Origin of the sequence: Luteibacter sp. E-22, from assembly GCF_049913125.1 — a bacterium.
GTDB lineage: Bacteria > Pseudomonadota > Gammaproteobacteria > Xanthomonadales > Rhodanobacteraceae > Luteibacter.
The window spans coordinates 3,713,014-3,735,195 of the sequence record NZ_CP183975.1; the positions used below are offsets into that span (position 1 = coordinate 3,713,014).

Below are 22,182 nucleotides of genomic sequence, written 5' to 3' on the forward strand. Positions count from 1 at the left end.
TATTCCAATCGCCCTAAGCCATAAGCGGGCCACCGGCACGCTGGCGCCTGCATGGGATGGACACCTAAACTCACAGGCAAGGTCGGGGAGGACCTCTTCGGATGAATGCAGGTACGCAACCGCCGTACGGCCGGACGGGACCGCATCCCGTCGCCCTGTCGCCGCGTGCGGAACGCGAAGCACAGCAGGGGCTGTCGCTGTGCCTCACCTGGCTGGACATGCCCTTGCGCGACTCGCTGCGCGATTTCGACCAACGCCTGTTCGCCGCCGCGGAAAGCAGTCGCAACCATCTCGAACAACAGGCCTGCTTCGAAAGCCGGAATATCGTCGAGCGCGATGGCCCCGGCTTCCGCAACCGGTTCGCGGCCCATGTATCGGAGCGCTTCCGCCGGCTCGGCGACATGAGCGAACAGAAGGCCTCCGCCGCAGCCGAACACCTGACGCTCAGCCTGGTCGATCCCGAGGAGCAGGAACAGGCCGACGCATTGGCGAGCATGGCGGCGCGCGGCGAAGCGCGCAGCGCCAGCAGCCTGTTCGAACTGGGCTATCGACTTGCGGTACTGGCGGGGACACCACCGCTCGAAGGTGAGTCCCTGCCTGCCGGGCCACGTGCGCTCATCGCCGCGCTGAAGGACGCCATCACGCCGATGCCCTTGTCGACCGCCCATCGATTGCTTCTCTTCCACGCGGTGGACGCGCGCGTGCTCGGCCACGGCGAGGCCTTCTACGGCGCACTCAACGAACATTTCCGCACGCGCGGCATCTTGCCGGGCTTCCGCGTCTACCCGAACGTGCGCGTCGCCCCGGCTCCCGCCACCGAGCGTCGCGCGAATGCCGCCGAGCCGGCCACGGGTGGCGCGCCGCCCGATGCGAGCACCGCCACGCTCGTCAAAGGCCACATCGGCGTACTGGAGAGCCTGCGCAGCCTGCTCGCCCGGCGCGTGGAAACCGGACGCGGCGCAGGTTTCGCACCGGGCCGACTGGCGTCGGACGACGAGCTGCAGACCGCCCTGCTCGCCTTGCAAGGCCATGTCGTCGATGTCACCGACGCGGCGCAACGCGAAATCCGCAGCGCGCAGGCGCTGCGCGATGAATTGATCCATCAGTTGAACCGCGCCCGCCCGGCCGGTTCACCGGTCGCCGAACTCACCATCGAGCAAGGCGACACCGTGGAGCTCACCGCGCGCCTGTTCCAGAGCCTGGGCCAGCAGCTCGGCGCGGCAAGCCCGGGGCACGCCGTCCTCGGCGGGCTGCAGTGGCCGATGCTGCGCGCGGCGGTGAACGATCGTGGTTTCTTCGACCGGCCCGAGCACCCCGCGCGCCAGTTGCTCGATACCGTGAGCGAGGCGGCGCACCACTGGCTCGACCCGGCCGAGGGCGAACCGGATGCGGCCCTGGTCGACCGCCTCGAGCGACTGGTCGTGGAAGCCAGCCACGCCCAGGTGATCGATCCTGCATGGCGGTCCGATATCGAGCAACAGATCGCCCTGTTGTCGCGCAAGGCGCATGTCGCCGAGCGACGCCAGATCGAAGCCATGGAAGGACGCGACCGGCTGGAACGGGCGCGCCAGCGCGCCACCGACATCATGACCGAACGCATGGTCCGTGGCGCCGCACCCCGGGGCGTACTGCGCATCCTGCTCGAACGCACGTGGGCCGACGTGCTCGCCCTGCACATCCTGCGTGGCGGCGAGAACGGCGAAGCCTTCCTCTATTGCCTGGGCGTCACCGACCAGTTGCTCGGCCGGCGCCCCGTTGCCGACGCGCGCAAGCTGCGCCAGGACGTGGAGCGCGGGCTGGAGCACCTGGGCATGCATCCCTCCGAAGCCGCCCAGGTCGCGGCCGGCCTGTTCGATGGCCCCGCGCGGCACGGCGACGATGGCCTGACACCCACGGATGTCGCCGTGCGGCTCAAGCAGCGTCCACGCCTGGGCGAGGGCACCGCGCACGGTGAACCCGTGGGTCCGGTGCAGCCGACCCCGCTCGATCCGGCCGCGCGTGCCGTGTACGACGGCCTCGCCAGCCTGCGTTTCGGCACCTGGTTCGAGTTCGTCCAGGCCGACGGGAGCATCGCCTTGCGCAAGCTCGCGTGGTTCTCTCCGACCACTGGCCGCTGCCTGTTCGTGAACCAGCGCGGTGGCCGCGGCGAGGACATGGATCTCACCCGCCTCGCCCGGCTGATCGCCAAGGGCGAAGCGCGCGAATGGAAGGAACAGAAGATGTCCATCGTCGACCGCGCATGGCAGGCGGTGGCACGCAACCTCCGCCGCGAAGGCGCCGGCGAGTCACGCCTGGCGGGCCGCGCATGAAATCCGAATTCGAACAGCGCCGCGCGCCGCGCAAGCGGGCCAGCTCGCCGATGCCGGTAATCGACGTCATGAGCGAAGGCGTGGTCGGTCAGCTTGGCAACCTCTCGGCCACCGGCCTGATGCTGCTCGTCGGCCATGCGCCGCGCAGTGGCGTGGTGCAACAAGTGGTCTTCACCCTTCCCGATGCCCAACATCGTGAACACAGGGTCGAGATCGGCATCCAGGAGCAGTGGCACGAACCGGCCGCATCGGCGGGACAGTACTGGGCCGGATACCGTATCGTCGCGGCGAGTGAAGACGACGTGCGCGCCATCGACGAGTGGATCGGACCACCCGCGGACTGAACGGAAGCCTCTCCCATGCTTTACGACGCCCCACATGGAGGACCACCATCGCTTCTCATGAGCGATGCCACCACCATCCTGGTCGACACCGACCTCGAGCGAGACGACGCCGCGGCGGCCGCGACCAGCCTGTACCTGCACCTCGTCGGGGACGGCACCATTTCGCCCCTGCCCATCGGCGACGAGGAAACGCGGTTCCGTGTGATCGATGAGCGCCTCATGGCCGACACCGGCATCCGGGCCATCGGCCTGCATGCCAGCGGACACCGCTGGCGCGAGGACGGCAACGGCGGAGCGCGCCTGGTGGACGGCGGCCGTGAGAACGGGATCTTCTGCCGCTACGACGGCAGCTTCGTCATCCGCTGTCCCGAGTGCCGGGAGACGCTGGCACCTGGCGACGAGGGCAGCGAAGCCCTGGAGGAAGCACTCGCGGTGTGGTGCGACGCACCCGATTCCGCCTATGTGGCCTGCCCCTCCTGCGCCACATGGACGTCTCTGCACCTCTGGCGGTCGCCCGCCAACGATTTCGCCGTGGGCCACTTCGCCATCACTTTGTACGGTGCACACCTCCAGGGTCTCACTCGCGACGGCGACGAACACGCCGCCACCGCGTTACGACAGCGCCTGGGCGATATCGCAGGCGACTACACCGTGGTGTTCGCCAAGGCCTGAAGGCGTTCCGGGGTTGGCGATGGGCTGGCGGAAGCGCACCATTGCGGTTTGCCCCACGCTCCGGAGACCCCCGATGAACGACGCGCTGGCCGCGCTTTACCCGCAACACCTCGCCACCTTGCGCGAGCGCACCGACACCGCGCTGGCGCGCGGCGGTTTCGACCACCTGGTGGTACCGGCCGGCCGCCCGATCACAAAGTTCCTGGACGACCAGGACTACCCGTTCGTCACCAACCCGCATTTCAAGCACTGGCTGCCGCTGACCGACACGCCCGGAAGCTGGCTGGTCTACACGCCGGGCGAGAAGCCGAAACTGGTTTTCCTCCAGCCACGCGATTACTGGCACGTGGTTCCCGAGGCACCCTCGGGCTACTGGGTCGACCATTTCGACATCGTCGTGGTGCGCAAGCCCGCCGACGCCATCGCCGAACTTCCGGCCGCGCTCTCGCGTTGCGCGATCATCGGCGACCAGTTCTGCAATCTGCAGGACGTATGCGCCAACAACCCCGCCACGGTGATCGACCACCTGCATTACCACCGTGCCTACAAGACGCCGTACGAACTCGAACTGATGCGCGAAGCCAGCCGGCGCGGCACGCGCGGCCACCGCGCCGCCGAACGAGCCTTCCGTGACGGCGAAAGCGAATTGGGCATCCACCTCGCCTACCTCACCGCCGTGGGCCAGATCGACGCCGAGTTGCCCTACGCCAGCATCGTCGGCCTCAACGAGCACGGCGCGGTGCTGCACTACACGAACTTCGACCGCAAGGCGCCCGCCGAAAGCCGCTCCTTCCTGATCGACGCGGGTGCCAGCGCCGCGGGTTACGCAAGCGACATCACGCGCACGTATGCGGGCGCGCACGCGAGCGAATTCCAGGCCCTGATCGACTCGGTCGATGCCGCCGAGCGATCGTTCGTGGCCAAGGTGCGTGCGGGCCAGAGCTACCCGGAGTTGCATGTGCATGCCCATCACGTGCTGGCCGGCGTGCTGCGCGAGCATGGCTTCATCCGCATGAGCGCGGAAAGCGCCGTGGAATCCGGCGTGTCCTCCGCCTTCTTCCCGCACGGCCTCGGCCATGGCATCGGCTTGCAGGTGCACGACGTGGCAGGATTCCAGGCCTCCGAAACCGGTGGCACGATCGCCAAGCCGGAAGGGCATCCCTACCTGCGCCTCACCCGAAAACTCGAACCCGGCATGGTGGTGACGATCGAGCCCGGCCTCTACTTCATCGACATGCTGCTGGCCGAACTCAAGAACAAACCGTTCGCGGCGGATATCGACTGGGCGAAGGTGGAAGCGTTCCGCAAGTACGGCGGCATCCGGATCGAAGACGACGTGGTCTGCACCGCGGATGCGCCGGAGAACCTCACCCGGGACGCGTTCGCGCTTCAGACCTTCAGGTAGATGCCGCGTCGATCCATCCGGCGCACCACCAGCCACCACACGGCGACGAAGACGACACCCCACACGGCGGACGGCACGTACGGCCCGAACAGGGGTGTCATCCACGCGGCGAAGGCATGGCGGTACAACGGGCCGGTCACGCCCAGCGCGATCAGCAGATAGACCATCAGGCCGGAGCCGGCATAAGCGGCGATGGCGTTGAGCCCGAACGCGCGGCCTGGCAAACGCCAGCCGCGCCGGTCGACCCCTTCATGGACGATCGCCAACAAGGCGAACGACCAGCCGCCGGTCCAGAGGACGTAGCTGGGCGTCCACAAATTCTTGTTCAACGGCCACAGCCACTGCGCGAACCATCCCAAGACTAGGCACACGCACGCCGCGACCACCAGCTTGCGCATCTCACCGGTGCGCAGCCATGCCCCGGCACGCATGCCGAGCAAGGTCGTCGCCAGGGAAGGCAGGGTCGCAAGGAGGCCCTCCGGGTCGTGCCCGCGTCCCGTGGCGGGATCGGTCGCATAGACGAACGGCCCGAACACCGCCGCATCCACGCGGCTGACCAGGTTCGTCCACGGCTCCATGCCGCCGGCTAGCAACACCACCCCATAAACGGCAAGAAGCGCGACGAAGACGATGTCCCGTGTGCGCGGTCGCGTGTCCACGGCAAGCAGGGCCGCCACCGCGAAACAGATGCCGATCCGTTGCAGCACGCCCGGCAAGCGCAGGTGGGCCTCGGGGATCGCGAGCCAGGCGACGAGGTTCAGCAACAGGCCCAGCCCGACGATGCGCAGCGCGCGACGCACGGCCGCCTGCCGAATCGGTGCCTTGGTCGCGCCGGCGTCGATCCGCGGCACGATGGCCAGCGACACCGAGACCCCCACGATGAAGAGGAACAGGGGAAAAACGAGGTCGGTCGGTGTACAGCCATTCCATTGGGCATGTTCCAGGGGCCACCAGACATGACCCCAGTCGCCTGGGTCGTTGACCAGCAGCATGGCCGCCACGGTCATTCCGCGCAGCACGTCCACTGAGGCGTAACGCACTTTACTCTCGGCCATGGAGGGATATGCTGCGGCAAAAAGGGGAAGGTGGAAGGATACGCGGTCAGCCGGTTGCGACAATCGGCCATCGGCCGCGCGGGGCATGCCCGGCTTACGATGCCGTGCAGATGTTCGCAGGAACGAGGGAGTCGCACCAATGGTCGTCGACAGTCCACCCAGGCGCCGCCGATGGCGTGACAAGCCACTGCGAAAGCTCGTCCTCGAGCTTTCCGTGATCGTCGTCGCCAAGCTCGCCGTGCTCATGCTCATCTGGTACGTGGCCATCCGGCCGTTGCCCCGCGCGGACGTGTCGCCCGCCGGCATCGGCCGGGTGCTCGCGCCCGCTTCCGCCTCCACCCAGGGAATCAAGCCATGATCGTCGACCCCGATGTCGTCGGCCTGTCACGCCTGCAATTCGCATTGACGGCGCTCTACCACTTCCTCTTCGTTCCCCTCACGCTGGGTCTCGCTTTCATGCTCGCCATCATGGAAAGCGTGTACGTGATGACGCGGCGCGAGATATGGAAGCGCATGACCCAGTTCTGGGGCGTGCTGTTCGGCATCAATTTCGCCATGGGAGTCGCCACGGGCGTCACCATGGAATTCCAGTTCGGCACCAACTGGGCGTATTACTCGCACTACGTGGGCGACATCTTCGGCGCGCCGCTGGCGATCGAAGGCATGATGGCCTTCTTCCTCGAAGGCACCCTGGTGGGTCTGTTCTTCTTCGGCTGGGATCGCATCTCGCCGGTCAAGCACATGCTGGTGACCTGGTTCCTCGCGCTGGCGACCAGCCTTTCCGCGTTGTGGATTCTCATCGCCAACGCCTGGATGCAAAACCCGGTAGGCGCGGCGTTCAATGCGCAGACGATGCGCATGGAAGTCACCTCGTTCAGCGAAGTGATCTTCAATCCCGTGGCGCAGTCCAAGTTCGTCCACACCGTGAGCGCCGGCTACACGATGGGTGCGATGTTCGTGCTCTCGATCAGCGCCTGGTACCTGCTGCGCGGGCGCAACATCGAGTTCGCCAAGCGCTCGATGACGGTCGCTGCGAGCTTCGGCCTCGCCGCGTCCCTGTCGGTGGTGGTCCTGGGTGACGAATCCGGATACACCGTGTCCGAGAACCAGAAGATGAAGATGGCGGCGATCGAGGCCATGTGGGAAACGGAGCCGGCGCCAGCGTCCTTCACGCTGTTCGGCCTGCCCGACGTCAAGACGCACGAAACGCATGCGGCCATCCGTATTCCCTGGGTGATGGGCCTGATGGGCACCCGGTCCCTGGACGAACCGATCATCGGCATCGCAAGCCTCGTGGACGATGCGAAGCTGCGCATCGCCGACGGCATCAAGGCCTACGACGCGATGCTCGTCCTGCGCGAGAACAAGGACGATGCGCAGGCCAGGGCGATCCTCGCCGCGCACGACAAGGACATGGGTTACGCCCTGCTGCTCAAGCGCTTCATCGACGATCCGCGCAAGGCCACGCCGGCCGATATCCAGAAGGCCGCCGACAGCACGATTCCGAATGTTCCCGTGTTGTTCTGGTCGTTCCGCATCATGGTGGCCTGCGGCCTCTACTTCATCGCGCTGTTCGCCTATGCGTTCTGGCGTGCCAGCAAGCGCCGCCTCGACGGACGGGGCTTTCTCCGCGCCGCATTGTGGAGCCTTCCGCTGCCGTGGGTCGCGGCGGAGCTGGGCTGGATCGTCGCGGAATACGGCCGACAGCCCTGGGCGATCGAAGGCGTGCTGCCGACGGCACTGGGGGCATCGTCGCTCACCGCCGGACAGGTCTGGATCTCACTCGGCGGTTTCGTCCTCTTCTACACCGCGCTCGCCGTCATCGATGGCTACCTGATGGTGAAGTTCGCCCGCAAGGGCCCCGACGGGCTCGGCATGTGGCCGAAGCAGGCGGACACCATCCCCGTTACCGCGCAGACGGCCTGAAGGAGAACCTCATGTTCGACTACGACACCCTGCGTATCATCTGGTGGGCGCTCATCGGCGTCCTCCTGATCGGTTTCGCGATCATGGACGGCTTCGACTTCGGCGTGGCGGCACTGTTGCGCGTGCTGGGCAAGGATGAGCACGAGCGCACGGTACTGCTGGAAACCATCGAGCCCACCTGGGAAGGCAACCAGGTGTGGTTCATCCTCGGTGGCGGCGCGGTGTTCGCCGCGTGGCCGCTACTGTATGCGGCATCGTTCTCCGGCCTGTATGTCGCGATGTTCGTGCTGCTCGTGGCCTTCATCATCCGGCCGGTGGGTTTCAACTTCCGCGAGAAGATGCCCGATCCCCGATGGAAGGCCGTATGGGACTACTGCCTGATCGCCTCCGGCGTCATCGTGACGCTCGTGTGCGGCGTGGCCTTCGGCAATCTCTTCCTGGGACTGCCGTTCCGCTACGACGGCGATCTGCGCATGTCCTGGGAAGGTGGCTTCTTCGGCCTCTTCCGTCCGTTCGCGCTGCTTTCCGGGCTGGTCAGCCTCAGCATGTTGCTGGCGCACGGCGCGAGCTGGGCCGCGATGAAGGCCGACCATGTCATCGCGGAACGTGCGGCGAAGATCGCGCGCATCGCCTCGCTCGTTTACCTCGTCCTGTTCGTGCTGGCCGGCGTGTGGCTCGCCTACGGCATTCCCGGATACGCGATCTCCGGACCGGTGGTGGCCGGCGGGTTGTCCAATCCGCTGGCGAAGCAGGTGGCGGTGGGCGCGTCGTGGTTCACCGGGTACATGACCCATCCCGCGTTCTGGGCCGCCCCGGTACTCGCCTTCGCCGGTGCGCTCGGCGTCCAGCTGTTCGTCGGCCGGCGCGGCTTCGGCGGTTTCTTCTCCAGCTGCCTCGCCGTTGCCGGCACGATCCTTTCGGCGGGGCTCGCGCTATTCCCCTTCCTGATGCCGTCGTCGCTGGACCCCGCGTCGAGCCTTACCGTGTGGGACGCTTCGTCCAGTCGCGGCACGTTGCTCATCATGCTCGGCGTCACCGTGGTGTTCATCCCGATCATCCTGCTCTACACGGGCTGGGTGTATCGCGTGATGCGTGGCCGCGTCACTCTCGAACACGTGCGCAAGTCGCACAACCTGTACTGAAGGAGCAACGCCATGTGGTATTTCGCCTGGATACTGGGCCTTGGCCTGGCCTGCACCTTCGGCATCCTCAACGCGGTGTGGTTCGAGGTGCACTCGGACGACGAGGCGAGCCGTGCGCGTGAGCCGATGTCGAAGCGCGAGGGGTCTTGAGGTAGAGCATCGCCGACAGGGTCGGCTCCCACCGGAGGGGGGCGAGCAGGCGTGCCTTGCCCCGGCTTGGTGGGGGCCGACCTTGTCGGCGATGGGTGCTTGCTCCAACCTTGCCCGCTGTCGCGGGATCGCCGCTGAAGCGGCTCCCACAAGGTCGGCTGCCCACCACAGGGTCGGCTCAGCGCTCCAGGGCCTCGGGCAACTTCGGAACCATCGCCGTCATCACCTCCGGGGCGCCCTTGGTCACCGCCACGTCGTCTTCGATCCGGATGCCGATGCCGCGCCAGCGTTCGTCCACGCGCTTATCGTCCAGCGGCACATAGATCCCCGGCTCCACCGTGACAACCATGCCCTCTTCGAGGACGCGCGGTTCGCCGTCGATGCGGTAATCGCCCACGTCGTGGACATCGAGGCCGAGCCAGTGGCCCGTCTTGCTGGGGAAATAGGTCTTGTAGCTGCCTTCGGCGATGATCCGGTCGGCGCCGCCGCGAAGGAGGCCCACCGCGCAGAGGCCTTCCGCGATGACGCGCACGGCGGCGTCGTGGGCATCGCCGAATGAACGGCCGGGGCGGACCGCGTCGATCGCCGCCAACTGGGCCTGCAGCACGATGTCGTAAAGCGCGCGCTGTTCCTTGTTGAATCGCCCGCCGACCGGGAAGGTGCGGGTGATGTCGGAGGCATAGCAATCCACCTCAGCACCGGCGTCGACCAGGAGCAGGTCGCCATCCTTCAGGGTGGCGCGGTTCGCCTGGTAATGCATGATGCAGGCATTGGCGCCACCGGCAACGGTGGGTGGGAAGGCGGGCACCGCGCCACGGCCGCGGATGGTGCGGAGGATCTCGCCCTCCACCTCGTACTCGGCCACGCCGGGCCGGGCGATGGCTATCGCGGCGAGGTGGGCCGCACCGGCCACCTCGCCGGAACGGCGCATGAGGGCCAGTTCGTCACGTGACTTGAACAGGCGCAGGTCGTGCAGCAAATGCCCCAGGGCCACCAGGTCCTTGGGCACGACGCCACCGCCCCGGGCCGTGCGCAAGCGGCGCATCCAACCGAGCAGGCGGGCGTCGAAGTCGGGTTCCTGGCCGAAGTGGCAGTAGACGCGCGCCCGGCCCTCGATCATGCCCGGGAGGATGTCGTCGATATCGTCGATCGGGAAGGCGTCGTCCAGGCGCAATTCCCGTGCGGCGCGGTCCGTGCCCATGCGCTCGCCGTCCCAGCGTTCACGATCGGCGTCGCGCTCGCGGCAGAACAGTACGCTTTCACCATGGGCGCGGCCCGGCAACAAGGCCAGTACGGCCTCCGGCTCGTCGAACCCGGTAAGGTAGTGGAAATCGGAATCCTGCCGGTAAGGCCAGGGCGCGTCGGCATTGCGCATGCGCTCCGGAGCGGCGGCGAGGATCAGCACCGCGTCCTCGCCGGCCATGCGCATCAGCTCCCGGCGGCGCCGGGCGTACTCGGCCGCGGCGATCAATGCAGGGTGTCGTTGGCCGGTCGGGACGCGCGGCTCAGCTCGGCGTGCAACAACATGGCGCCGGCACGGACGAATTCCTCGAGTTCGATCAGGCTCTCGTCGTTGATGTCGTCATCCGCATCGAACTCGAAATCCGCCGTGGCGATGCCGGCCATGTCCTGCAGGACTTCCTTCGCATCGTCGCTCATGCCCCGGTTGACCTCCACCGAACCGCCCAGGCCGAAGCCGCCGAGGAAACCCTGGACCCACTCCCTGAGACCCCCGGCGCGTTCCGGGACCGGCGCGTCGTCGTCGGGTAGCCAGGGCGAGAAAGTCAGCTCGGGGTCGGCCAGCCATTCCTCGGTCTGATGCCGCAGGCGGGTGAGCATGGCCATTTCCTTGTCGCTCGGCTCCGGATCGGGCTCGAGTTGCAGAGCCCCCAGCACGGAGCCATGCGGGAAGTGGCCACCGGCGCTGAGGTAACCCACCAGGGCACCATGGAATTCGCTGACCGACACGGACAGCTTGCAGCGGGCGATAAGCTCGGCGATCTCTTCCGGATCGACGGTCTGGTTGGCCGACATGACGGCTACTCCTGGATACGCGAACCCGAAGTCTAATGCAGCCGCCTTCACCTCGCTGGCGCCTTCGCCTTCACGGCCTGCCGACAACGCCGGACATCCTGTTATATAGTCCGCGCATGACGAACCCGGATGCCTTCAAGACCGAACTGGAAGCCCTGAGCGCGACGCTCGACCGGCTCGTCGATACCGTCCGCCGGCTGACCGAGGAAAACCGCAGCCTGCGGCATAGCCAGGAACAGCTGGCGAACGAACGTGCAGGGCTGATGGCGCGCAACGAACAGGCGCGCAGCCGTGTGGAAGCGATGATCCAGCGCCTGAAGGCGCTCGAGAACACGGGCTGATACCTCTCATGAATGCCACCGCCAGCGAACCGGTATCCCTGCGCCTGCTCGACCGCGAGTTCCATATCGCCTGCGCCCCGGAAGAACGCCCCGGGCTGATCGCCGCCGCCCAGTTCCTCGACGGCAAGATGCGCGAGCTGAAATCGAACGCGAAGGTTCCCGGTTTCGACCGGATCGCCGTCCTGGCGGCCGTGAGCATCGCTCACGAGCTCCTCACGCTGCGCAAGGAGCACGACTCGCAGGAACAGGTGCTGACCGACGGACTGGCCTCCCTGCGAAGAAAGCTTGATGGTCTGCTCGACGCATCGGTAAAATAGCGGCGGGCGTTCCCTGCGGTGTTCGCCAGCGCACTTTACATTTGCCTTGTTCCTACATACGACCCCGGGTCGGCTTTTCGCGACTGTTGTGCATGTCCGCCTCGTACGGAAAGCCTTGAAGTTGCGTAGCCCTCCCACCTGATCCTTTGGATCAAGGTCGTTTGGTGCGCAGCGGCATCGCGGAGAACGCCTCCTTATTTCGCCGGCCGGCCGGTTCCAGACCGGTCAGCGTCCCCTCCGCGGCACCGGAGGGGGCGGCTCGACGGCAACCTTGCCTGTGCCGTTCGGCTGAACGACCCATGTCAAAGCTACCCGAGAGACGTGAACTGCGAGCCGACCTCGTGCAGCGCCGCCGCCAGCTGAAGCCGGCGGAGCGCGTCGCCGCGGCACAGGGACTGCGCCAGTCCCTGGAGCAGCTGCCCGAATTCCTCACCGATGAACACGTGGCCGGCTACTGGGCCACGGGCGGCGAGCTGCCACTCAACCTCGCCATCGCCCCCATGGCCGAACGCGGCCAGACCTTCTACCTGCCCATCGTCACCAAGTCGGGCGGCAAGCGCCGGCTCACGTTCGCGCCCTGGACCACCGGCGAGGACGTCGAGGCCAACGAAATGGGCATTCCCGAGCCGAAGGCCGCCGAACGCATCATCGAGGCAAGCAAGCTCGACCTCGTACTGGTGCCGTTGCTGGGCTTCGACCGGGGTGGCAATCGCCTCGGCTTCGGTGGTGGCTATTACGACCGCAGCTTCGAATTCCTCCGCGAGCAGCCCCGTCCGGCACGGCCCTTGCTGGTTGGCGTCGGCTACGACTTCCAGGAGCTGGATGCGATCGAGACCGCCGAGTGGGACATCTCGCTCGACTACATCGCGACCGACAAGGAACTGATCGACTGCACGGGCGCCAACGCATGAAATACTGGCTCATGAAGTCCGAGCCGGACAGCTTCTCCATCGACGACCTCAAGCGCAAAGGCACCGAACCCTGGGATGGCGTGCGCAACTACCAGGCGCGCAATTTCATGCGCGACGGCATGAAGGTCGGCGACAAGGTCTTTTTTTACCATTCCAACACGGATGTTCCTGGCATCGTCGGTATCGCCACGGTGGCCTCGCCCGCCTATCCGGACGAGAGCCAGTTCAACCCCAAGTCGAAGTACTACGACGAGAAGAGCACGCGCGAGGAACCGCGTTGGGTCCTGATCGATGTGAAGTTCGAGCGCAAGCTCGCGCGCACGATCTCGCTGGAGGAACTGAAGGGATACGACGAACTCGTCGACATGCCGCTCGTGCGAAAGGGTAACCGCCTGTCGGTGATGCCCGTGGCCAAGGGCGATTGGGACTTCATCCTGAAACTGGAAAAGTCATGAGCCAGGACAACGAGAAACGCCTTGCCGCCGAAACCGCCGCCTTCCGCTTCGTCGGCGATGGTGGCTTCAAGGACGGGATCATCGGCGTGGGTACCGGTTCCACGGTGAATTTCTTCATCGACGAACTCTCGCAGTACCGTGACCGCATCAAGGCGGCCGTATCCAGCTCGGAAGCCTCCAGCGCCCGCCTGCGCAAGCTCGGCATCGACGTGATCGACCTCAACGCGGCCGGCCGGCTCGACCTCTACGTCGATGGCGCCGACGAATGCGACCCGCACAAGCGCCTGATCAAGGGCGGCGGTGCGGCACTCACCCGCGAGAAGATCGTCGCCGCCGCGTCGGACACCCTCGTCTGCATCGTCGACGCGAGCAAGCTGGTCGACGTGCTGGGCAAGTTCCCGCTGCCGATCGAGGTGATCCCCATGGCGCGCAGCCACGTGGCGCGTGAGATCGTGGCCCGCGGCGGCAACCCCGTGTGGCGCGACGGCGTGGTGACCGACAACGGCAACTGGATCATCGACGTGCACGGCTGGCGGATCGCCAATCCCGTGGAACTTGAAGCCGATCTCAACCAGATCGTCGGCGTCGTCACCGTGGGATTGTTCGCCAAGCGGCCGGCCGATGTCGTCATCGTAGGCAATCGCACACTCTGAGACGCCCATCGTCCAGTCTCTGAGCACCTCCTGTGGGAGCCGCTTCAGCGGCGAAGGCTTCGCCAGGAGCCATCAACACAGGTACCCTCTCGCTCCATGACGCTCGAAACCATCCTCCTGATCGCCCTGCTGGCCGTCGCGCTGGCGTGCCTGGGCCTGCTGATCGCCCTGCTTTCCCGTGGCAGGCAGGACGATGGCAGTGCGCTTCGCCTCGATGCGCTGCGCGAGGACAACCGCCGGCTGGAAGGTGTCATCCGCGAAGAACAGCGCGCGGGCCGTGGGGAATTGGGCGAGAGCTTCGGGCAATTCCGCGGGCACGTGCAGGAACAATTGCAGATCGCTGCCGACCGCCAGCATGAGCGCATCGAAGGCTTCGGCCGCCGCCTGGACCAGCTCACCGAGCGCACCGACATCGGCCTGCAATCGCTACGCCAGGGATTGGCCGACGATTCGCGCAAGACCCGTGAGGAATCCGCGCTGACGTTGAAGCATTTCGGCGAGGTGCTCGATCAGCGTTTCGCCGCGCTCACCGCCGAGAACGAAAAGCGCCTCGGCGATGTCCGCGCCACGCTGGAAACACGGCTGGCCGCGATCCAGCAGGACAACGCCGCCAAGCTCGAACAGATGCGCGCCACCGTGGACGAGAAACTCCAGTCCACCCTGGAGACACGGCTGGGCCAGTCGTTCCAGCTGGTGTCGGAGCGGTTGGAGGCCGTGCAACGCGGGCTGGGCGAAATGCAGGCGCTCGCCGCCGGCGTGGGCGACCTGAAGCGCGTGCTGACCAACGTGAAAACCCGCGGCACGTTCGGCGAAGTGCAACTGGGCGCCTTGCTCGAACAGATCCTCGTGGCGGAACAGTACGCGTCCAACGTGGCCACGGTGCCCGGTTCGAGCGAGCGAGTGGAATACGCGATCCGCCTTCCCGGTACCGAGGAAGGCACGCCGGTGTGGCTGCCGATCGACGCGAAGTACCCCGTGGAGGATTACCAGCGTCTGCTCGACGCACAGGACGCGGCCGACGCCGAAGGCGCACTGCTGGCCGGCAAGGCACTGGAACTGCGCGTGCGCGAAGAGGCCAAGCGCATTCGCAGCAAGTACATCGCGCCGCCGCACACCACCGACTTCGCGATCCTCTTCCTGCCCACCGAAGGCCTCTACGCCGAGGTGATCCGCCGCCCCGGGCTTTCCGAGCAATTGCAGCGCGACTGCCGCGTCACCGTCGCGGGCCCCACGACGCTCACCGCCCTGCTCAACAGCCTGCAGATGGGCTTCCGCACCCTGGCGATCGAAAAGCGCTCGTCCGAGGTCTGGCACGTGCTGGCGGCGGTGAAGAACGAGTTCGGCAAGTTCGCCACGGTGCTGGAGAAGACCCGGAAGCAGTTGGACACGGTACGCAACAGCATCGACAGCGCCGGCATCCGCACCCGCGCCATCGAACGCAAGCTGCGCGGCGTGGAATCGCTGGGCGCGGACGAGTCGCAGGTCCTGCTCGAACTGGCGCCCGGCCTGGACGACGCCGAGGCCGAGGCCGAAGCGGCCCCCTCCCCGCCCTCCGAAGACTGATAGCCTGGTGGGAGCCGACCAGGTCGGCTCCCACCAGGACTTGGAGGAGCGCCTCCCCAGCGGCCGGGAACGCTACAATGTCCCTTTGCTTCCACCAAGGAATCCGTCCCGATGAGCGACGACGCCAAGTCCCGCCCGGTTAGCCGTGAACAGGCCGAGGAGGCCGTGCGCACGCTGTTGCTGTGGGCGGGCGAAGACCCGAGCCGCGAGGGCCTGCTCGACACGCCCAAGCGCGTGGTCAAGGCCTATTCGGACTGGTTCAAGGGCTACGACGAAGATCCGGCCGACTACCTGCGCCGCACCTTCGAGGAAGTGGCCGGATACGACGAGATGATCGTCCTGCGCGACATCGAGTTCGAAAGCCACTGCGAGCACCACATGGCCCCGATCATCGGCCGCGCGCATGTGGGTTATGTGCCCACCGATCGTGTCGTCGGCATCAGCAAGCTCGCCCGCGTGGTCGACGGTTTCGCCCGTCGTTTCCAGGTGCAGGAAAAGCTCACCGCGCAGATCGCGCACTGTATCGAAGACACCCTGCGCCCGCGCGGTGTCGGCGTGGTGATCGACGCCAGCCATGAATGCATGACCACCCGTGGCGTGCACAAGCGCGGCGTGTCGATGATCACCAGCCAGATGCTCGGCAGCTTCCGCGAAGATCCACGCACACGAGGCGAGTTCCTTCGCTTCGTCGGCGTCGACCGTCGCTGACCTTGAGCGGTCCGGCCGACACCACCGTCCACGACGAACGCTTGCAGGATCTCTTCCGCGACGGCGTCGTCGTCGAGGACCTTCCGTCCGTGTTCCCGCTGCTGCGGGGGCGCGGCCTGTTGCGCACGTTCTCAGCATTGTTCCACGGCAGCGAAGCACAAGTGCTGCTGCGCCTGCTGGTGTTGCGCACCCTCGGCGGCCGCTCGCATGCGACGGAATGGACGCCGCAGGAGATCCGCGACCACCTGGCTTTCGTCGACCCGGTGAAACTCGAAACGGTGGTCCAGCGGCTCAAGGACCACGACCTGCTGGTCTACGATGGGGAGACCCTTCGTTACCGCGTGGGGCCGCTGGGCCGCAAGGCGCTGAGCGCGATCGCGGCGATGCTGGAGTTCGAGGACGACGATGACGACGGCCTCGGCTACCTCACGGCGCAACTCGCCGCGGGACAGGCGGTGGGGCGCGTGTCGGTCGATGAACTCGGCCATCTGCTCTCGCGCCTGACCGAACTCAAAGAGGATTTCGACCGCGCGGTGCTGTCCGGCTCCGAACACCGTATCCGTCACGCCGCCGAACGCCTCGATTCGGTCTGGACGTGGGTGGAGAAGGGCACCGAGGTGGTCGCAGGGATCACGGAAAAGGATGACCTGGAACCCGCCGCGCACCGCCTTGCCCAGGCCGTCGGCCGTGCGCAGAGCGCCCTGCTGCGCCAGGCCGGCACGTTCCAGCGCGAACTCAACAAGATCGACCAGCACCGCGTGCACCTGGGCCGTACCGGCCTGTCCTCATCGGACCTGGTGGGCTGGCTGCGTGCGCAGGACATCGACACGCTGGCCGCCTTCGAGGACGGCCAGCTCCTTCTGCCCTTGCCGGCACCCTTCATCCACGACCAGATCGCGCTCGATGTCGCCGAGTTCGAATTGCTGGAACGCGAGCGCCTGGCCGCCGAGAGCACCGCGCTGCCGGGTGCGGAAGAACCACCCGATACCGCCGACCTGCCGATGGACGAGGAAGACCTGCGCTTCCTCGACGATTGGCGCGCCGAATTGGCGACGATCGCCGAACCGCGCGAACTCGAAGCCACCCTGATCGGCGACGACTACGCCCTCTCCGCCTATCGCCTCTCCTTGCTTGGCCTGTTGGGCGACCCCGAGTCGGCGGCGCTGGAAGGTGGCACCGCCGACCTCGCGCGCCTGCCGCTCGCGCTGGAGATCGAGGCGCGCCTGATCGAGACCGACCTGCCGCAGATCGCGCTGGTCAGCGCCGGACGCCTGCGTCCGCGCGACGCCGCGAAGGACACTACCGATGCATGACGATACCGCCAGCCTGATCACCCGGCTGCTCGCCCAACGCTGGCTGCCGCGCGACGACACACAGGCGCGCAAGGCCTTGCTCGACGAAGGCTTCCGTGAGGAACTCGACCGTCGCCTCGAAGCCGTCGGCCTCGAATTGCGCGAGCACCCCTATGCCGCCTACATCGGCCTCGCCGTGGCTCGAAAGAGCGAGCGTGCCGTCTTCGGTGGCAGCGACAGCTGGATATCGAACACCTTGCAACTCGACCGCGACGGCGTGGCCCTGCTGGTCGTCATCTGGGCGCTGATCGTGCTGCCCAAGCGACAGCGCCAGGTCGAGCGACAGGATGCGGAAGCGGCCGCCTCGCAAAGCCAGATGTTCGCCGAGGACAAGCCGATACCGCGCGATCCGGCCATCGCCCCCGTGATCGCCGAACGTACCTTGCTAGCCGACTTCGGCGACAAGCTCGGTGGCAAGACGCGGGTGGGTTTCAACCTTGGCACGCTGAACCGCCTGGGCTTCATCGTGCGCCGCAAGGGCGAGGTCGCCGAAGGCCCCTTGCTCGATCTCGCCTTCGACTACGAACGCACGGCGCGCCGCATCCTCGACGGCGCGCTCGGCGACCTGCTCGCGGATGCCGCCTCGCGCCCCGCCGAGGAGAACACCGATGTTTGATTTCCGCAGCCTCGAAGTGGTGCATTGGGACTACTGGCAGCGTTTCAGCCTGCCGTTGGATACCAACATCGTGACCGTGGTGGGCCCCAATGGCTCCGGCAAGACGACCCTGCTCGATGCCCTGCGCACCCTGCTCACCATCGACTGCGCCGGCAACCGCGACTACAAGAGCTACCTGCGCCACAACGGCAAGCCTTTCGCGTGGCTGCGCGCCCGCGTGGGCAACACGCCCGGCCCGAACGGCGAACGCCCCTTCTTTCCGCTGATGGACCGCGAGGTGACCCTCGCCTGCCGCATCCAGAAGAAAGGAGGCGAATGGACGCGCCAGTACGCCGTGCTCGGCGGCGACGTCAGCGTGGAAGAGATCGAGGCGCGCGGCGACTTCCTGGGCTTGCGCGAATACCGCGTGCGCCTTGAAGGCGCCGGGCTGTCGCAGGCGATCCGGCGCGTTCTCACCCTGGAGCAGGGTGCAACGGACAAACTGTGCCAGCTCCCGCCCAAGGCGCTGCTCGATCTCGTCTTCGACGTGTTCGGCGACAAGGCCGTGCTCGACGACTACCAGCGCGCGCGTAACGAGCAGGCCGAGGCGGATCGCGAGCAGCATGGGCTGGAACACCAGCTCTCGCTGATCGGCGTGAGCTTGCAGGAAGCCGAGGCACGGGCGCGGTCGTACCAGGAATGGAACGCACTCAAGAGCGAACGTGTCGAACTCGTCGCCGACATCCTGCCGCGCACGGAACTGGCCGAGTTGAGCGCGGGCATTCGCGGCGCGCGTCCACAACTCACCGGCGTGAAACGCCGTGTGACGGAACTTGAGCGGCGCGACGTGGAGCTGAACCGCCAGCTGGGCGAACTCGACGCCACCGGTGAAGCGTTGCGCGCGGAGCAGCACGAAGCCGACCTCGCTCGCCAGCAGACCCAGAAGAGCCTCGACGGGGCCCGCGCCGAACTCGCCCAGAACGACCTGCTGATCAAGCAGGAGACGCGGCTGCGCGAGATGGTCGCCGCCCAAGGCGGTGCCGATCACGAACGGCTCGCCGATGTCGCCCGCGACGCGCGGGCTCGCGTCAACGCGTTGCAAGCGGAGGAGACCCGCTTGCGCCAGGACCTGACGACCCTGACGACGCAGCTCTCCGCCTGGCGTAGCGGCAGGCGCTATACGCCGGATTTCGAAGCATCGTTCCGCCGCGCGCTCGACGAGGCCGGCATCCGTCACAGCATGCTCAGCGAGATCGTCGAGATCGTCGAACCGCGCTGGCAACCCGCCGTGGAGGCCGTGCTCGCCGGTTATCGCCACGTCGTGCTGCTGGACGATCCGCGCGATCGCGAGAAGGCATGGAAGCTGGGCGAGCAGCATCGCTACAAGCACTTCGTCGTGGCCGACCGTGCGCCGGCCAGCGCCTCCACGCGCGGATCGCTGCTGGAGGTGGTCGAGTTCTCGGCCGCGGCGCCGGACTGGCTGCTACGCAACCTCGATCGCATCCGCCGGGTGGAGGATGTCGCGGACGGTGCGCGCATCGGCAAGGACCAGGACTGGATCACGCCGCAGGGCTATTTCCGCGAACGCCGTGGTGGACGCCATCTCGGCGTCGACGACATGTACTTCGGTTCCGGCGCGCGCGAACGCCAGCTGAGGGATGGCGAAGCCCGGCTGCGCGAGATCGAAGGCCGCCTGCGCGACATCGCCACGGAACGCAAGGACACCCTCGCCCGTGCCAGCGATGCGGAAGCCGTGCTGCGTGGCGCCAGCGCCAGCAGCCAGCTCGCCGACCGCGCCGACGAATTCGCCGAGGCACGCGAGCAACAGGCACGCCTGCGCGAAGACGTGCAGCGCACGGCCGATAGTCACGCGGCCGCGGAAGTCCATTACGAAGCGGTGCGCGAGAAGCGACTGAAGACATCCAACGCGCGCGACAACGCCGCACGCGAGCAGCGCTCGATCCAGAACCAGCTCGCCGACACCGTGCGCCAGTTCCATCTACTGCGTGGCGAGCAGGTCGACCGGCTCAAGGCGTTCCGGCTGAAGCGAGCCCACGTCTCGCTCGTCCATCGAACGCGCGGCGCCATGGCGGCGCTCCGCGAACGCTACGAATCACCCTCCGCCGTGCGCCGGGAAATCGACCGCATCGAGCGTCGCCTCGAAGAGGGCCATTGGGAGCAGGACCCGAGCGTCCTCGCCCTGCGCGAAAAATTCTGGGCCGACCACGAAGGCCTGAAGCATGATCTGGAAAAGCGCCGCGCGCACCTGGAACGCGCATCGCGGATCACGCATGAGGCCCGTGGCGCGTACATCCAGGTGCTGCGCAACACGGTCCGCCGCTACGCGAAGAACCTCAAGGTGCTGGCGGAACTGGCGGGCATCGGTGTCGACGTCGATCTTCCGGAGTTGAGCAACGACGACCTCGCCCTCGCCTCGGCCGCCTTGCAGGTGCGTTTCGAGTTCGACAAGAAGGGCTGGATCGGCATGGACGACGGCGAAGCCTCTGGCGGCCAGCAGGTCATGAAATCGCTGTTGCTGCTGGTGGCCCTGATGCGTGACGAGGATCGCCCCGGCGGCTTCGTCTTCATCGACGAGCCTTTCGCCCACCTCGACATCTTCAACATCGACAAGGTGGGCGCGTTCCTCAAGAGCACGCGCGCGCAATACATCCTGACCACGCCGGCGACGCACAACGTCAATGTGTTCCAGCCATCGGAACTGACGCTGGTCACCAGCAAACGCCGCCCCGGCGCCACCTGGGCGCAACCGCTGGCCGTACTGCGCAGACGCTCGAACGCGGCCTGAGCCAGCGGGAACCTAAGCCTTGGTGGGTGCCGTAGTCCCAGCTGTGCCGTAGTCCCGGTGGATACTCCGGTCCTGGTGGGAGCCACCAGAGCGGGACCTGCCGGCGTTTCCGCTAGTACAACCCGGTCTCACCCGGAATCGGGTTGTCCTCACCCGATCCATCCAGCGCATCGCCGCTGCTGTTCGTCGGCCGCTGCCTCGTCGGATCGTGTTCGTCGTGCTCGTCATGCAACCGCGCATGACGCCGGGCCAGGAGATACGCCGTCGCCAGTGCGCCAAGGCTTGCGCCGATGGCGATGCTCAACCCCATGTTGCTGCGGAACGGGGACATGGTGGCCTCCTCCTTTCGAAGGATCTACCGTGACGTGTCAGGCGTGATGGAAACGCAGTGCGTTTGTAAGCCGCCGATGATGGTTCACCGGCGGCACCACGGTTGTCACGACAGGCTGTTCAGCCATGCATCGTCGGACCCTTCCTCGACACCTTCGAACAGGAAGGTGGAAAGGTAACGCTCGCCGGTGTCCGGCAGCATGGCGAGAATGACACTGCCCTGTTCCACGCCCTCGGCGTACTTCAAGGCTGCCGCCACGGTCGCGCCTGCGGACACGCCGACGAAGATGCCCTCCTCCTGGGCGAGCCGCCGGGCCGTGTCGCGCGCCAGCACCTCGTCCACCGGCAGGTTCACGTCGAAGATCTTCCGGTTGAGCACTTCGGGCACGAAGTCCGGCGTCCAGCCCTGGATCTTGTGTGGTGACCACGGCTTGTCGGCAAGCAGTGGCGCGGCGGCGGGTTCCGAGACGACGATCTTCACCTCGGGGCGGGCCACCTTCAGCATCTCGCCCACGCCCGTGAGCGTGCCGCCCGTACCCCAACCGGTGACGAAGGCATCCAAGCGGCGGCCGGCGAAATCCTGAAGGATCTCCGCCGCCGTCGTATTGCGGTGGTAGGCCGGGTTGGCGGGGTTCTGGAACTGCCGCGGCAAGAACCAGCCGTGCTTCGCGGCCAGTTCCTCCGCGCGCTTCACCATGCCGCTGCCACGCTCGGCGGCGGGCGTGAGGATCACCTTGGCCCCGTAGGCCCGCATCAGTTTCCGGCGTTCCACTGAAAAACTGTCCGCCATCGTCGCCACGAACTTGTAACCCTTGGCCGCGCAGACCATCGCCAGCGCGACACCCGTGTTGCCGGAGGTCGCTTCGACCACGGTGTCGCCCGGCTTCAGCAGACCCTTTCGCTCGGCGTCCAGGATCACGGCGATGGCGAGGCGATCCTTGACCGACCCGCCCGGATTGAACGATTCCACCTTCGCGTAGAGGGTCACGTGGGACGGGGCCAGCCGATGCAGGCGCACGATGGGCGTGCGGCCGATGGTGTCCAGAATGCTGTCGTGGATCATGGGCGACTCCCTTGGCGAAAGGTGCAAGGGCTCAAAGGTACTCCCGTTGCC

General features: G+C 66.7%; 23 protein-coding genes and 1 other RNA gene. 19 read left to right on the forward strand and 5 right to left on the reverse strand.

Annotated features, from left to right (window positions below; translation table 11 throughout):
- Nucleotides 1-101 precede the first annotated feature (101 nt).
- From ACN9M2_RS16575 to pepQ, 4 genes are all read left to right on the forward strand, one after another.
- A complete protein-coding gene (locus ACN9M2_RS16575; RefSeq protein ID WP_426285730.1) occupies nt 102-2,309 on the forward strand; it encodes a DUF1631 family protein in 2,208 nt (735 codons plus the stop codon).
- A complete protein-coding gene (locus ACN9M2_RS16580) occupies nt 2,306-2,653 on the forward strand; it encodes a PilZ domain-containing protein (RefSeq protein ID WP_426285731.1) in 348 nt (115 codons plus the stop codon). The genes ACN9M2_RS16575 and ACN9M2_RS16580 overlap by 4 nt, the downstream gene beginning before the upstream one ends.
- 57 nt (nt 2,654-2,710) lie before the next feature.
- Nucleotides 2,711-3,325 (forward strand): hypothetical protein, encoded by a 615-nt coding sequence (locus tag ACN9M2_RS16585; RefSeq protein ID WP_426285732.1) that lies wholly within the window; start codon nt 2,711-2,713, stop codon nt 3,323-3,325.
- 73 nt (nt 3,326-3,398) lie between these two features.
- Entirely contained in the window at nt 3,399-4,730 is a 1,332-nt protein-coding gene (pepQ, locus tag ACN9M2_RS16590) for a Xaa-Pro dipeptidase (protein ID WP_426285733.1), read from the forward strand.
- Here pepQ and ACN9M2_RS16595 read toward each other — a convergent pair.
- Nucleotides 4,715-5,785: an acyltransferase family protein gene (locus ACN9M2_RS16595; RefSeq protein WP_426285734.1), complete on the reverse strand. Its 1,071-nt coding sequence runs from the start codon at nt 5,783-5,785 to the stop codon at nt 4,715-4,717. The two genes, pepQ and ACN9M2_RS16595, sit on opposite strands and share 16 nt — an antisense overlap.
- A 139-nt stretch (nt 5,786-5,924) precedes the next feature.
- On the opposite strand from ACN9M2_RS16595, the gene cydP reads away from it, so the two are divergent.
- Genes cydP through cydX form a run of 4 tightly spaced genes read left to right on the forward strand, consistent with a single transcriptional unit; the run spans nt 5,925 to nt 9,003 of the window.
- The gene (gene cydP / locus ACN9M2_RS16600; protein WP_371022508.1) at nt 5,925-6,143 is read left to right on the forward strand and encodes a cytochrome oxidase putative small subunit CydP; all 219 of its coding nucleotides are present in this window, start codon (nt 5,925-5,927) and stop codon (nt 6,141-6,143) included.
- Nucleotides 6,143-7,711 carry a cytochrome ubiquinol oxidase subunit I gene (locus ACN9M2_RS16605; RefSeq protein ID WP_426287942.1) on the forward strand — a complete coding sequence of 523 codons (1,569 nt, stop codon included), beginning with the start codon at nt 6,143-6,145 and terminating at the stop codon, nt 7,709-7,711. The genes cydP and ACN9M2_RS16605 overlap by 1 nt, the downstream gene beginning before the upstream one ends.
- 11 nt (nt 7,712-7,722) lie before the next feature.
- On the forward strand, nt 7,723-8,853 hold the full coding sequence (gene cydB, locus ACN9M2_RS16610) for a cytochrome d ubiquinol oxidase subunit II (RefSeq protein ID WP_426285735.1): 1,131 nt from the start codon (nt 7,723-7,725) through the stop codon (nt 8,851-8,853).
- 12 nt (nt 8,854-8,865) lie between these two features.
- Nucleotides 8,866-9,003 carry a cytochrome bd-I oxidase subunit CydX gene (gene cydX / locus ACN9M2_RS16615; RefSeq protein ID WP_426285736.1) on the forward strand — a complete coding sequence of 46 codons (138 nt, stop codon included), beginning with the start codon at nt 8,866-8,868 and terminating at the stop codon, nt 9,001-9,003.
- A 178-nt stretch (nt 9,004-9,181) separates the two neighbouring features.
- On the opposite strand, the gene ACN9M2_RS16620 is transcribed toward cydX, so the two are convergent.
- Together ACN9M2_RS16620 and ACN9M2_RS16625 are read right to left on the reverse strand one after the other, a co-directional pair.
- On the reverse strand, nt 9,182-10,432 hold the full coding sequence (locus ACN9M2_RS16620) for an aminopeptidase P N-terminal domain-containing protein (RefSeq protein ID WP_426287943.1): 1,251 nt from the start codon (nt 10,430-10,432) through the stop codon (nt 9,182-9,184).
- Between the two features lie 38 nt (nt 10,433-10,470).
- A complete protein-coding gene (locus ACN9M2_RS16625) occupies nt 10,471-11,037 on the reverse strand; it encodes a UPF0149 family protein (RefSeq protein ID WP_426285737.1) in 567 nt (188 codons plus the stop codon).
- A gap of 116 nt (nt 11,038-11,153) precedes the next feature.
- Between ACN9M2_RS16625 and ACN9M2_RS16630 the strand changes: the two genes are divergently transcribed.
- From ACN9M2_RS16630 to ACN9M2_RS16680, 11 genes are all read left to right on the forward strand, one after another.
- The gene (locus ACN9M2_RS16630; RefSeq protein ID WP_036116258.1) at nt 11,154-11,378 is read left to right on the forward strand and encodes a TIGR02449 family protein; all 225 of its coding nucleotides are present in this window, start codon (nt 11,154-11,156) and stop codon (nt 11,376-11,378) included.
- Between the two features lie 8 nt (nt 11,379-11,386).
- Complete coding sequence (locus tag ACN9M2_RS16635; protein WP_167031288.1) at nt 11,387-11,695, forward strand: cell division protein ZapA; 309 nt, start codon at nt 11,387-11,389, stop codon at nt 11,693-11,695.
- 7 nt (nt 11,696-11,702) lie between these two features.
- A non-coding RNA gene (gene ssrS, locus ACN9M2_RS16640) (6S RNA) lies at nt 11,703-11,885 on the forward strand.
- A 109-nt stretch (nt 11,886-11,994) separates the two neighbouring features.
- Nucleotides 11,995-12,606, forward strand: a complete 612-nt coding sequence (locus ACN9M2_RS16645) for a 5-formyltetrahydrofolate cyclo-ligase (RefSeq protein ID WP_426285738.1) — start codon at nt 11,995-11,997, stop codon at nt 12,604-12,606.
- The gene (locus tag ACN9M2_RS16650) at nt 12,603-13,061 is read left to right on the forward strand and encodes an EVE domain-containing protein (protein WP_426285739.1); all 459 of its coding nucleotides are present in this window, start codon (nt 12,603-12,605) and stop codon (nt 13,059-13,061) included. Before ACN9M2_RS16645 ends, ACN9M2_RS16650 begins: the two co-directional genes overlap by 4 nt.
- Nucleotides 13,058-13,714 (forward strand): ribose-5-phosphate isomerase RpiA, encoded by a 657-nt coding sequence (rpiA, locus tag ACN9M2_RS16655; protein WP_426285740.1) that lies wholly within the window; start codon nt 13,058-13,060, stop codon nt 13,712-13,714. The genes ACN9M2_RS16650 and rpiA overlap by 4 nt, the downstream gene beginning before the upstream one ends.
- A 96-nt stretch (nt 13,715-13,810) precedes the next feature.
- Nucleotides 13,811-15,277, forward strand: a complete 1,467-nt coding sequence (locus ACN9M2_RS16660; RefSeq protein ID WP_426285741.1) for a DNA recombination protein RmuC — start codon at nt 13,811-13,813, stop codon at nt 15,275-15,277.
- A 111-nt stretch (nt 15,278-15,388) separates the two neighbouring features.
- A complete protein-coding gene (gene folE, locus ACN9M2_RS16665; RefSeq protein ID WP_371022497.1) occupies nt 15,389-15,985 on the forward strand; it encodes a GTP cyclohydrolase I FolE in 597 nt (198 codons plus the stop codon).
- Nucleotides 15,986-15,987: 2 nt separating this feature from the next.
- A complete protein-coding gene (locus ACN9M2_RS16670) occupies nt 15,988-17,298 on the forward strand; it encodes a hypothetical protein (RefSeq protein ID WP_426285742.1) in 1,311 nt (436 codons plus the stop codon).
- Nucleotides 17,291-17,953: a hypothetical protein gene (locus tag ACN9M2_RS16675; RefSeq protein ID WP_426285743.1), complete on the forward strand. Its 663-nt coding sequence runs from the start codon at nt 17,291-17,293 to the stop codon at nt 17,951-17,953. The genes ACN9M2_RS16670 and ACN9M2_RS16675 overlap by 8 nt, the downstream gene beginning before the upstream one ends.
- Entirely contained in the window at nt 17,946-20,738 is a 2,793-nt protein-coding gene (locus tag ACN9M2_RS16680) for an AAA family ATPase (protein ID WP_426285744.1), read from the forward strand. Before ACN9M2_RS16675 ends, ACN9M2_RS16680 begins: the two co-directional genes overlap by 8 nt.
- 112 nt (nt 20,739-20,850) lie before the next feature.
- Here the strand turns inward: ACN9M2_RS16680 and ACN9M2_RS16685 are convergent, their stop codons facing one another.
- Complete coding sequence (locus ACN9M2_RS16685; protein WP_426285745.1) at nt 20,851-21,069, reverse strand: hypothetical protein; 219 nt, start codon at nt 21,067-21,069, stop codon at nt 20,851-20,853.
- Between the two features lie 105 nt (nt 21,070-21,174).
- On the reverse strand, nt 21,175-22,131 hold the full coding sequence (gene cysK, locus ACN9M2_RS16690; protein WP_426285746.1) for a cysteine synthase A: 957 nt from the start codon (nt 22,129-22,131) through the stop codon (nt 21,175-21,177).
- Nucleotides 22,132-22,182 lie beyond the last annotated feature (51 nt).